Here is an 11140-nt window from a genome sequence, read left to right as displayed (position 1 = left end):
CGGGCTGAAGCAATATGACTACGGCGCACGGTTCTATGACCCGGTAATCGGTAGATGGGGAAGCGTGGATCCGTTGGCGGAAGCGTTTGACAATGTTTCTCCATACAGCTACGGGATGAACAATCCGCTTAGGTTCATCGATCCAGATGGGATGGCAGCGGCTCCAATCTATGATGAAGACGGTAATCTGTTGGGGACGGATGATGAAGGTTTGCAAGGCAAAGCTATCGTGATGAACGAAAAGGATTTCAAGCAGGGGATGTCACATGAGGAAGCCTTGAAGAAGAATCTGGGGATTGCTGGATTGAAGGGCGACGAAGCAAAGTCCAATCTGCTAAAAAGCTATAATAGCCTTCCGAGCAGGCCTGACTATGACGGGCATCTAACTTTAGCAGAAGCAAATGAGTGGTTTAGGACTGGGGATGGTAAGCCGTTATATGTCGATTTGTCTAAGATTGATTTGTCAAGCATCTCGCAGGGTGACTTCAAAACAGACCGTAAGGTGACGTATTTTCAGACACTTTTTAGTTCGAAGGACGGTAGGGTATACGGTAATATCGGTTTGAGTTTAGTGAATGGCGTAGCAAGAGGGGCGTACGACGATTATGATTTCGATGTTAAGAGGTGGAACGGCCCTCCACAGCAGGCACATAAGCTGATAATTCGGAATGCGGCCACTCAAATTGGGAATGCGTTTGCGGGAAAAGGCGTTGGATATCGAATATACTTTAATGGAACAGCCCCTGTAAAAAAATAAAGCTATGAATGTTCTAAGATGGATGTGCTTTTGCTATTTGTTCATAACATATTCGTGTTCTACGAGTGATTATGTACACGACTTAGGTGATGACTATATATTGATAAGCGAAAGCAACGCTAATCAATTTATAAGCGGGCCTAATGATACAACTGGAAACGGTTTAATCCCTTGTACAGTCGAGCGCTTTGAATATGACAACGCGTATATAATAGCAGAACAGAAAGACAATCCTGACTGTCTGCCTCAGGAGGATTATGAATCAAAAGAAGCAAAATACTGGATAATACATAAAGAAAAGCAGGTTGTTTATGGCCCTTTTGACTGGGAAACCTTTATGCGTAAGAGGGATGAGTTAGGGATTTCTCTGTCTATAAGCAAATAAAAGCAGCAGGCAACGAAATTCAAGCCCGGCCCCGCGCCGGGCTTTTTCGTTACTGGGCGTAGGCCTTCCTTGCCTTGAAGTCGCGTATGAGCACATCGATGACGAGGAAGACCTGTTTCCTGTCCTCCTCGGGCATGACGGTGATATCCCTTATCCTGCCCAGGGCGGCGTTGTCCAGTTCGGTATCCGTCTTGCCGGAGAGGTAGTCGAGCGATACGTCGAGGGCATCGGCGAGCCTTGATGCGACCTCGACGGATGGCGTCACCTCGTCGCGCCCGATGATATCGCCGAGGTTCCCACTTCATTGCCCAGGTCGCCCTGCGACAGCTTCTTTGCCTTCCTCAATGTAATCAGCCTTTGTCCGAAAGTCATACCAAGTATCGACTGGTCAGATTATGAGGAGAAATATCAACCTGGGTGTCGAGATCTGGTTGAAATAGGGACCTCGGAGACGAGAATAGAATCGTCAAGTGAAATTATAGCCCTAAGCTATAAAAATTATAGCTAAAAGGGATTATACGGTGTGTTCTTATCCTGTAAACTTGCAGACGATTACCGACAGCATGTAGGGGCTGTTCGGGACGAAATGCAGTTTAAATAAACACACATTGAATTGAAAAAAGCATGCGCTCATCCATCTGGCCTGTTGGTTTTTTAAAAAATAACCATGCGATCTACGAAAAGACATTATCCATAAATATTGTGACAGGAGAAATTTTTCAATATTTCTCTACCGAGGGCGTATGGGCACTCAATATCGATGATTTCAACTCGGGCTTAACCTTGCATATCCAATGGACGGAAACATTCCATACAAATGGGTACCCCTTCGCCAAGGAGTACTATAAAAATCCCGGATACTTCATCAACCGATACGAGGGAGTAACGTATGCTCAATATCCCTTGTTGGATGCACTTTACGAGATTGACTTCGATCGTTTTTATAATAACCTGGAAAACTTTCATCTATTGGGGTTTAATCTCGATGATTTTCGCACATTGGGATTTCCAAGAAGAGGCGAAAAGGAGTTGACTGAGCAAAAATACCGGAATCATTTAAGAACCAAATTGTTAATCAACTTAAAAACGGGCCTGATTCCTCCGGAAACCGGTGGGTTGACCGTATAACCTATATGGATATCTCTTTTATAATCCCCGTATATAACCGGCCCGCAGAAATCAAAGCTCTTCTGGATAGTATGGCCGCACAAACCACTCGTGCGTTCGAGGTAGTCATTATGGAAGATGGCTCTTGGGATACCTGTGAACGGGAAGTCGCTGCGTATAAAAAGGAACTTAATGTCAAGTACTTCTATAAAGAAAACGGAGGCCCGGGCCTGGCCCGTAACGAGGCTTGCAAAATCGCCACTGGGAATTTCTTCATTTTTTTAGATTCTGATTGCCTCCTTCCGCCGCAGTACGTCTCCGTGGTTTGTGAACATCTCTTGAACTCCAAAATTGATGCTTTTGGCGGACCGGATGCGGCAAGGGAGGATTTTTCCCCGCTGCAGAAAGCAATCAATTATTCGATGACATCATATTTTACAACTGGCGGGATAAGGGGCGGTAGCGAAAGACATGAAAAATTCCATCCCCGAAGTTTCAACATGGGTTACTCGCGGGAAGTTTTACTTGAAACCGGTGGTTTTTCATCGATGCGATTCGGTGAAGACATTGATATGAGTCTGCGGATGATAAAGGCGGGCTTTCAAACGAAGCTTATTAAAGAGGCGTTTGTTTACCATAGGCGTAGAACCAGCATACGCCAATTTTTCAAGCAGATTTTTAATTCCGGAATAGCAAGGATTAACTTGTACAAACGTCATCCCGATTCTTTAAAATTAGTTCATTTCGCGCCGGCAGTTTTTACAGTAGGGGTATTCCTGATCATCTTATTCTCCATTTTCGTTTCTTCCTCATTCCTGTTTTTCTTGATTTTATATGCGGGCTGTATATTGTTGGATGCAACGGTAAAAGCAAGAAATAGCTATATCGGTGTGTTGGCTGTTGCTACCAGCTATATTCAGCTTATTGCCTATGGTATTGGGTTCATTTACGCGGCCATTAATCGATTGCTATTAAGGAAAAAAGAGTTTGCCGAATTCGAACATTCATTTTATGAATAAGGTGGTTTAAACGTAAATAAATATAGGGTAATCAATCCACAAACGTCGGTTGGAGACGCGCGTTCGTCGTGGTCGATGCGCCGTTCGTCGGTTATTTTTTTTATGCCCATTCATCTTTCCCATTATTGTATAGCGAAAAACTATAATTATGGAAAGAAATCGACTAAACACGATTATCAGCAGGAATCTGCTTTTGGTAAGGCAGGAACGGAGGTTCTCACAGAGCTATATCGCCACCGTCCTTGCCATCAAACAACCCTCTTACAACCGCATGGAATCGGGCCGCACCCATATCAGCGCCGATCAATTGGCACTGCTGGCCGAATTCTATGAATTGCCAATTAATGTGTTTTACGAACCCCGTAAAACCCTACCCAACCGGAAACTACAGGCGTTTTCGCTTACCGAGGTACTGGTGGTGCTCGTAATCATCGGCATCATCACGCTCCTGGCATTACCCAACCTCATGCCGCTGATCACCAAAGCAAAAGGCGTGGAGGCGAAAGGCCAGCTGCAGCACGCCTACACACTCCAAAAGAACCACTTTTATGAACGGTCTACCTATGCAGACGAACTAGGCGAAATTGGTTTTGAACAGGAAAAACTGGTAACGGACGGCGGGCAGGCAAACTACCGTATAGAAGTAGTGCAGGCCGGAACAACCGATTTTGTGATACGCGCCACTGCCGTGGTGGATTTCAATGGCAACGGCGTGTTCAACATATGGGAAATAGACCAGGATAAAAACCTCCGCGAAACAACAAAAGATTGAAAACGATGCTTTGGATAGGGGTAATGGCGATGCTCGCCATGGTGGTGTGGCAGGATTTTAGGTGCCGCGCTGTGTACGCATGGTTGTTTCCGGTGCTGGCCATTGGGGTTGTAGCACATTCGGTCGTACTCGGCGTTTTTTCCGTGACCGCGGTGGTCGCTAACTTAGCCCTTATAGCGATACAGCTTGGCTTATTGAACCTGCTGGTATATTGGCGTACGCGCAAATGGCTGATGCGTGGCGAGCAGTGGATGGGATGGGGCGATATCGCTTTTTTCGCCGTGTCGGCATGCTGTTTTTCTACGGTGAACTTCGTGGTGTTTTATGTGGGAAGTTTGCTCATCGTCCTTTTTGCCACCTTGGCGGCCATGGCTTTTGGAAAGTTTGTGCGCAGTATCCCCTTGGCCGGCGGCCAAGCCCTGTTGCTGGTGCTGGTGATGATGGCCGATTATGCCAACCGGGGTCGGCGCCTCTACCTGGATATAGACATGGTATCATTCATTCAATAAAGATAAACGCATGGTAGAACCACAATGGTGCCTCGATGACATGAAGTTGGTGAACGCTGAACAGGCATGGCATTACCGAATCATCCCGCAGCGTGAAAACGGCGCGGTGCGCTGCTATACCGACCGCCAGGCGGACCTGCCGCAGGTAAAGGAGGAACTCGAGCTCCTGCTGGGGCTGGTCGTGGAGTTGGCGAGCCTCGAAACGACTGCCCTTACGAGGCTGCTCAGTAAGCACTTCTTCCAAGAAAACGATCGCGATGCCGCGGCTGACCAATACAACGGTATGGCCACGGATTTCCTCACCGATATGATCCGCGAGGCGCGGCGGCTGAAAAGCAGCGATATCCATCTGGAGGTCTACGAAGACCGATGCCGCGTGCGCATCCGAATCGATGGCCTGATGATTGAACGTTATCACCTGGCTAAAGGCGAATACCCGGCAATCATCAATAAAATCAAAATCCAAGCCGGACTGGATATTTCTGAAAAGCGGCTACCGCAGGATGGCCGCATTAACTTCGCCGATGCACCGTATAAGTTCGATATCCGCGTATCCATATTGCCTACGCTGCATGGCGAAAAAGTGGTGCTTCGGTTACTGAACAACGATGCCACCAACATTTCGCTCGAAAGGTTGGGGCTTGGTGAACGGGACCTCGCCAATTACCTCGATGGCGTGCAGCGGCCCAGTGGGATGGTGCTCATCAGCGGCCCCACCGGCTCGGGAAAGACCACCACACTCTACGCAACGCTGAAACTGTTGAATAAAGAAACCCGGAACATTGTTACCATCGAAGACCCCATCGAGTATACGCTCGAAGGGATAAACCAAGTGCAGCTCAAAGAACATATCGGCCTCACCTTCGCCACCGCGCTGCGAACCTTCCTTCGGCAAGACCCCGACGTGATCATGGTGGGCGAGATCCGGGATGTAGAGACGGCCTCCATGGCCATCAGGGCCTCGCTTACCGGCCACCTCGTATTGTCTACCATACATACCAACTCGGCGTGGGGCACCGTATCGCGCTTGATCGATATGGGCGTGCCTCCTTTTCTATTGGCCAACACCTTGAATACGACGGTGGCGCAGCGGCTGGTACGCCTGCTCTGCACCGACTGCAAGAAGGAGGAGGCCTTTGATGGCGCGCTGTACCCGCGGGGCTTTGTGCCTAGCCAGCACATAGACCGGCACTTCGTGGCCAACGGATGCGATAGGTGCCACCACACGGGCTACCGGGGGCGGGCTGCGGTGTATGAAATTATCCCGATAGACCGCGCACTAGCCGAAAAGATCAAATTGCAACAGCAGGATATTCAAGATCAGCTCGCCGAGCGGAATATCAAAAGCCTCGGTGAAAATGCATTTGACCTGTTTGCTCAGGGACATACCACGATGGAGGAGATTTACCCGTTATTATTCAGCTTTTAATAATATGGTGCATATGAAAACATGGATTGGAGTGTGGTGTTGCATGGCAGTATTGTGTTGCCGTACGGGTATGGCCCAACAGCCCGACCGAATGATGCAGCTGGAGCAGCGCCTGAAGGACCTGTCTGTGCAACTGCCGGGCATCAACCAATCGGTTACCCTCTCCGTATCGGGCGCCTCTGCCCAGGAGTTCCTGCGTGCGCTGGCCGAGGCGGCCGAGCTGAACATCAATGTAGACCCGGTCGTAGACGTGCGGATATACAACAACTTCCAGTCGGAAACCGCATTGAATATCCTGCTTTTCATTGCGAAGGAATACGAACTTGACATCAGCTTTATCGGTACCATCCTTTCGGTGCGTCCGCTCAACCCGCAAGACTACCGGGTGCCCAAACCGGTGGCGGTAAACTATGCGGGTGGACGGCTGACGCTATCGCTCGAAAATGACAGCTTGGTCAGCGTAGCGCGTGCCATCACCAACCGGAGTGGTACCAATGTGGTGGTAACCGGCGACCTGCGCGACCGGCTGGTGACCTTGTACGTGCAAGATATGGGGCTGCCGGATGCCCTCAGGCAGCTTGCCTTCAACAACCGGCTAAAATTGGCCGAAACGGCCGACAGTGCCTTTGTGTTCTTGCCGTTGGGCGAACGGGAAGAAAATTACATCAATAGCGAAGCGGAGCTGACCACGCGTCGGCTGCCCATAAGCACCGTGGGCGATGGGACAGCGGAGGGGCAACCAGGCAACATGTACGTGGAGGCCACCGGCAACGTGGCAGAAAGCGATACGCTGCTGCTCGATGTGGAAGCGAGCAATACGCCGATAGCGGAAGTGATCAAGTATGCCGCCGACCAAGTGCAGGCAAACTACTTCCTGTTCAGTCCGTTGCAAGGGGTTACGTCCGCACGGCTCCGGCAAGTCAGTTTCGATGATCTGCTTGGCTCACTACTGCTGGGTACCAACTACGCCTTTAAAAAAGAAAACGGTATTTACCTCATCGGCGAGCGCCAATTGGAGGGGCTGCGCAAGATGCAGGTGGTGCAACTGCAGAACCGATCAATCGATACCATCCAAGCCATGATCCCCGCCGAATGGCGGGAAGGGGTGGAAATCAAGGAATTTCGCGAACAGAATACGCTGCTCGTAGCGGGGCCGGGGCCGCAGGTCAATGAGATCGTATCCATCATTCGGAAACTGGATACCCGCGTGCCCATGGTGCTTATTGAAGTGACGATGCTCGATATCCGCAAAGGGTACCAAATCAAAACCGGCATCGCCGCTGGGGTTTCAGACAGCGTGCGCACCGGGGGAACCCTCTTACCGGGTATCGACTATACCTTCGGGGCCGCCTCCATCAACACGTTCCTCTCGCGCATCGGCACGGGCTCATTCAACCTGGGGCGGGTAACCCCCAATTTCTACCTCACGCTGAGTGCGCTGGAAGATAATAATAACGTCGAATTGCGCTCGGTGCCCAAACTTTCCACATTGAATGGGCACACGGCATCGCTCAGTATCGGCAATAAGCGCTACTACCGACTTTCTACCCAGAACGTGATGGGATCGCTCAACCCACAGACGGTGGTAACCGAACAGTACAACGAAGTGAATGCCGACATGACCATCGATATCCGGCCTATTGTATCGGGCGACGAACAGGTGACGCTGAACATCAGCATCGATATCTCGGACTTCACCCAGGATACGCCCATCGACGAGCCGCCTCCCACGACAACCAGCAAGTTCGAATCGATTATCCGCGTGCGCAACGAAGAGATGGTGGTGTTGGGTGGTATCGAGCGCTTCGAATCAACGAATAACGCATCGGGGGTGCCGCTCTTGTCGCGTATACCGGGGTTGAAGTGGTTGTTTAGCAACCGCAACAGGGGTCGCAGCAAGGTGGTATCGGTGGTATTCATCAAGCCAACCATTATTTATCAGTAATGAACCCGCTGACCGCCATAGCATCCTATTGGAAACGCATTCCGCAGCTTATCGGCGTGGAGGTGTTGGTTGGCGATGGCGATGCGCTTACCATCAACATCGCCTGGGTAAAACGCAGCTGGTCGAACGTGCAGTTTGTACGGGGCGAATATGGGTTGTTGGGCCTCGGGGCATTGGCAGACCAGGTGGGCCGCGATGTGCCGGTAGCCATTTCCATCAGCGGCAAAGGAATCATCCACAGGAAACTGCCGGCAAACGGTGCAGGTGCAGACAGCCTGAAAGCGGTGCTGCCGAACACCAGGGAAGAAGATTTTTATGTACAACAGGTGGACTGGGAAGGAGCGTCGTGGCTGTCGGTAGCCCGGCGCGAACTGGTGGACAAGATTGTGGAGCAGGTAACGCAGCAAGGGGTTGCCGTGGTACGCGTGGCCCTAGGACCCTTGGCCACGCTGCTATTCGCTGACTATCTCGGCGTGGAAGCCTGCGATGCCTTCGTGCTTGGACGGCAGCCTGTTGATGTGCAGCAAGATGGGCCACCGGGTAAACCCGTGGACCTCGGCGGCGAGCAACTGAATGAAAAGTTGGTCCCCGCGTTTGCACTGGCTTTTGCGACAATCGGCGAGGTGGCCTGGCCGCAGCTCCCTATCGGCGCGGTGCTGACGCGATGGGCGGACTACCGAGTGCGTTGGGCGTTCAGGCGGTCGGCAACCGTCCTCATGGTATTTTTCCTGTCCGTACTGCTGGGCAATGCCTTTTATTTCATGCATTATGCAGATAAGGTATCCACATTGGACGGTAGCGATGGGCTTGCCATCCAGCGGGAAATGGAGCGGCTTGAGCAGGAAACCGCCGCACGCGATGAGCTGCTACGTGGCTTGTGGGATGCAGACAAGCCTGCTTGGGGGATGGCTTACCTAGCCGACAGGATTGCGGCATCGCGCCCGGAGGGCATCCGGTTCGTGGAGCTGGAAATTTATCCGCGCGACGAGGAAGCAAGCCGTAAACAACGGCGGCCCGTGCATACGGAGCTGACCATACGCATAGACGGTACCTGCGCTGACATGCAGGTGCTGAATGCCTGGATGGAGCAGTTGCGGGTACTCCTTTTTTGTGAACGCGTTGCCATCCATTCGTATGGTTACGAGGAGCGAAATGCGGAAGGTGTATTTAGGTTGGCACTTACATTGAAACCATAATGGGATTTTTAAACCGGTACGATTGGCACATGAAAAGCCGCTTCCTCTGGGTGGGAGGGTTGGTGTTTTTGATAGCGTGCTACCAGTTGGCCATCAAGCCAACAATACGCCTACGCGACGAATACCGGGCGTTGAAAGCGGGCGAACAGGTGCGGGAGGCAAATACATTGCGGCTGAATGAGCTGCGGACGAAAGCACAGCAGACCGGAACCTTGGCAGGCGGGGTTACCGACGGTGCGCGTGATAAACGTTCCGAGCCCGAGCGCATAGCCATGATGGCCCAAAAGCAGGGCGTGGCGGTGCGCAACCTACCGGCACCCGAGCGACTGGGAACCGCGAACCCCACTTCAGGCGCAGCAAGTTGGTATGTAGACTATAGCACCTACCGATTGGAGGGCGGGTTTACGGGATTGCTACAGGTATTGCGCGACGTGGAACAACAGGCCGATATCAACTTGTTGAGTACCTCATTTGTGAAACAGTCCAATCCCGCCACCCGCGAGCCTGAGTTGAACTTGCTCTTGCGGACGGTGCGCTTGGTGAATGATGGTGAAAAAGACAGCTTATGAATAGACATACAAACCGGATGGGCAATTGGGTGGCTGCTATGGTAGCCATAACCTGGAGTATGGCCGCCTGCTCCGAGTTTATCGAAACGCCCATTACCAACGAAAGGGTGGCATTGTTATCGCCCGGTGCAGGGGCCGCTGCGGCCACGGATACCGTGCAGTTCCTTTGGGAGCCAATGGGCCATGCCTTACATTACCGGCTACAGGTAGCATCGCCAACCTTCGGCGATGCCGTGCTTTTCTACGCAGACACGACGTTGGAGAAAACGAGCTACCGGATTTTCTTGGCGCCCGGTAGGTACCAATGGCGGGTAAAAGCAGGGAATGGGAGTAGTGGAACGCGATATACCACGCGGTCGTTTACCATATACGACGCTAATACGGAAGAGCAAACCAAGGCATTGGCACCATGAAGAAAAAGCTAACCATACCGCTGCTGGTGGCAGCGCTTGTGCTCTGGGGCGTTATCTTATACCGGGTGCTGGCCGGCGGGGGCGAAACTGTAGGCAGCGCGGCAACCCTACAGCCCCAGCCCCAAAAAGCAGCGGTGGTGGCGAAGCCCAAAGCGGATAGCCTGCTGCTCAATTATCCCGATCCTTTTCTGGAAGAAGTGGAGGTGGAACCACTTGGTGTTGAGCCGGTGGAGGCATACGATACATACGAGGAAGAAGTACCTTATATCGACTGGTCGCAAGTACAATACCTCGGGTCCGTTACGGGTGGGGAAGTAGTCGCGTTGGTGATGATCAATGGACAGGAATACATGTTGAAGGCGGGCGACACGGTGGCGGGATATACGTTGGTGGGCCAGATCGGCAATTCGATTGCTGTGCGGTACGAGGGGCAGGTTGGTAGCATCACCATGCAAGGAAATAACGAATAATGATACCATGAGCTATAATCAATTAGGGACAACCATTCGGTATGTATCGGCCTGCTTGTTGGCCATGGCAATATATGTGTCGCCAGCCTTTTGCCAGCGGTACTTGGAAGAGGTTATTCCTTATCGCCATACGGCCACCATTCGCATTGACGAGGGTTTTATTGAAGTGCGTTTTACACGGAAGGAATACATCGGAAAAGCCGATCCGCAGCGAACCTATTACTCATACTACCGCGATAGCATCTACACTACGCAAGGGGGGTACCATGGGTATCCGCTGCACGGCAGATACATCGAGCGGTACGGCCACAAGGGATTGAAGGTGTTGGGCCAGTATCGGTATGGATTGCGGGTGGGGAAGTGGCAGTATTGGGATGAGGAGGGCATACTACGCAAGGTATCGCATTGGAAAGAGGGGCGGGAGACTGGCAGGTTTGCTATTTACGATGAGGCCGGCAACTTGCAGCAACGGGAGGGGTGGCTTGTTGGGATACGCGACCGGCTGAGGAAATGGTTTAAGTGAATGAAAATTATAGCCTTAGGCTATTAAAATTATAGCTAAAACGGAT

At 51.6% G+C, this 11140-nt stretch carries 14 protein-coding genes; 13 read left to right on the top strand and 1 reads right to left on the bottom strand.

Features of this window, described 5'->3' with window-relative positions; translation table 11 throughout:
* Both U9S71_RS20595 and U9S71_RS20590 read left to right on the top strand, forming a co-directional pair.
* The coding region (locus tag U9S71_RS20595) for an RHS repeat-associated core domain-containing protein (RefSeq protein ID WP_326329741.1) at nt 1-757 on the top strand (757 nt) is incomplete at its 5' end.
* A gap of 4 nt (nt 758-761) precedes the next feature.
* Nucleotides 762-1142, top strand: a complete 381-nt coding sequence (locus U9S71_RS20590) for a DUF3997 domain-containing protein (RefSeq protein WP_326329740.1) — start codon at nt 762-764, stop codon at nt 1140-1142.
* A gap of 49 nt (nt 1143-1191) precedes the next feature.
* On the opposite strand, the gene U9S71_RS20585 is transcribed toward U9S71_RS20590, so the two are convergent.
* Nucleotides 1192-1407 (bottom strand): hypothetical protein, encoded by a 216-nt coding sequence (locus tag U9S71_RS20585; RefSeq protein WP_326329739.1) that lies wholly within the window; start codon nt 1405-1407, stop codon nt 1192-1194.
* A 437-nt stretch (nt 1408-1844) separates the two neighbouring features.
* On the opposite strand from U9S71_RS20585, the gene U9S71_RS20580 reads away from it, so the two are divergent.
* From U9S71_RS20580 to U9S71_RS20530, 11 genes are all read left to right on the top strand, one after another.
* Nucleotides 1845-2270: a hypothetical protein gene (locus U9S71_RS20580; RefSeq protein WP_326329738.1), complete on the top strand. Its 426-nt coding sequence runs from the start codon at nt 1845-1847 to the stop codon at nt 2268-2270.
* Between the two features lie 5 nt (nt 2271-2275).
* On the top strand, nt 2276-3268 hold the full coding sequence (locus U9S71_RS20575; RefSeq protein WP_326329737.1) for a glycosyltransferase family 2 protein: 993 nt from the start codon (nt 2276-2278) through the stop codon (nt 3266-3268).
* 148 nt (nt 3269-3416) lie between these two features.
* Nucleotides 3417-4040, top strand: coding sequence for a helix-turn-helix domain-containing protein (locus U9S71_RS20570; protein ID WP_326329736.1), 624 nt, complete (start codon nt 3417-3419; stop codon nt 4038-4040).
* A gap of 5 nt (nt 4041-4045) precedes the next feature.
* Nucleotides 4046-4549 carry a hypothetical protein gene (locus U9S71_RS20565; RefSeq protein WP_326329735.1) on the top strand — a complete coding sequence of 168 codons (504 nt, stop codon included), beginning with the start codon at nt 4046-4048 and terminating at the stop codon, nt 4547-4549.
* A gap of 10 nt (nt 4550-4559) precedes the next feature.
* A complete protein-coding gene (locus U9S71_RS20560) occupies nt 4560-5978 on the top strand; it encodes a GspE/PulE family protein (RefSeq protein ID WP_326329733.1) in 1419 nt (472 codons plus the stop codon).
* Nucleotides 5979-5991: 13 nt separating this feature from the next.
* Nucleotides 5992-7923, top strand: a complete 1932-nt coding sequence (locus tag U9S71_RS20555; protein ID WP_326329732.1) for a type II secretion system protein GspD — start codon at nt 5992-5994, stop codon at nt 7921-7923.
* Nucleotides 7923-9119: a hypothetical protein gene (locus U9S71_RS20550; RefSeq protein ID WP_326329731.1), complete on the top strand. Its 1197-nt coding sequence runs from the start codon at nt 7923-7925 to the stop codon at nt 9117-9119. The genes U9S71_RS20555 and U9S71_RS20550 overlap by 1 nt, the downstream gene beginning before the upstream one ends.
* A complete protein-coding gene (locus U9S71_RS20545; RefSeq protein ID WP_326329730.1) occupies nt 9119-9688 on the top strand; it encodes a hypothetical protein in 570 nt (189 codons plus the stop codon). The genes U9S71_RS20550 and U9S71_RS20545 overlap by 1 nt, the downstream gene beginning before the upstream one ends.
* Nucleotides 9685-10101 (top strand): hypothetical protein, encoded by a 417-nt coding sequence (locus tag U9S71_RS20540; RefSeq protein ID WP_326329729.1) that lies wholly within the window; start codon nt 9685-9687, stop codon nt 10099-10101. The genes U9S71_RS20545 and U9S71_RS20540 overlap by 4 nt, the downstream gene beginning before the upstream one ends.
* Entirely contained in the window at nt 10098-10571 is a 474-nt protein-coding gene (locus U9S71_RS20535; protein ID WP_326329728.1) for a hypothetical protein, read from the top strand. The genes U9S71_RS20540 and U9S71_RS20535 overlap by 4 nt, the downstream gene beginning before the upstream one ends.
* A gap of 7 nt (nt 10572-10578) precedes the next feature.
* On the top strand, nt 10579-11094 hold the full coding sequence (locus U9S71_RS20530; protein ID WP_326329727.1) for a toxin-antitoxin system YwqK family antitoxin: 516 nt from the start codon (nt 10579-10581) through the stop codon (nt 11092-11094).
* Nucleotides 11095-11140 lie beyond the last annotated feature (46 nt).

The organism is Parapedobacter flavus, assembly GCF_035818675.1.
In the GTDB taxonomy this organism is placed as follows: domain Bacteria; phylum Bacteroidota; class Bacteroidia; order Sphingobacteriales; family Sphingobacteriaceae; genus Parapedobacter; species Parapedobacter flavus.
Note: the sequence above shows the minus strand (reverse complement) of the source record. Positions and strands in the feature narration are given on the sequence as shown.

Bases quoted from the DNA above. Each gene is read 5' to 3' on its own strand.
- U9S71_RS20550 (WP_326329731.1), top strand. From the start codon at position 7,923: ATGAACCCGCTGACCGCCATAGCATCCTATTGGAAACGCATTCCGCAG.
- U9S71_RS20555 (WP_326329732.1), top strand. From the start codon at position 5,992: ATGAAAACATGGATTGGAGTGTGGTGTTGCATGGCAGTATTGTGTTGC.
- U9S71_RS20575 (WP_326329737.1), top strand. From the start codon at position 2,276: ATGGATATCTCTTTTATAATCCCCGTATATAACCGGCCCGCAGAAATC.
- U9S71_RS20560 (WP_326329733.1), top strand. From the start codon at position 4,560: ATGGTAGAACCACAATGGTGCCTCGATGACATGAAGTTGGTGAACGCT.
- U9S71_RS20545 (WP_326329730.1), top strand. From the start codon at position 9,119: ATGGGATTTTTAAACCGGTACGATTGGCACATGAAAAGCCGCTTCCTC.
- U9S71_RS20530 (WP_326329727.1), top strand. From the start codon at position 10,579: ATGAGCTATAATCAATTAGGGACAACCATTCGGTATGTATCGGCCTGC.
- U9S71_RS20540 (WP_326329729.1), top strand. From the start codon at position 9,685: ATGAATAGACATACAAACCGGATGGGCAATTGGGTGGCTGCTATGGTA.
- U9S71_RS20590 (WP_326329740.1), top strand. From the start codon at position 762: ATGAATGTTCTAAGATGGATGTGCTTTTGCTATTTGTTCATAACATAT.
- U9S71_RS20565 (WP_326329735.1), top strand. From the start codon at position 4,046: ATGCTTTGGATAGGGGTAATGGCGATGCTCGCCATGGTGGTGTGGCAG.
- U9S71_RS20535 (WP_326329728.1), top strand. From the start codon at position 10,098: ATGAAGAAAAAGCTAACCATACCGCTGCTGGTGGCAGCGCTTGTGCTC.
- U9S71_RS20570 (WP_326329736.1), top strand. From the start codon at position 3,417: ATGGAAAGAAATCGACTAAACACGATTATCAGCAGGAATCTGCTTTTG.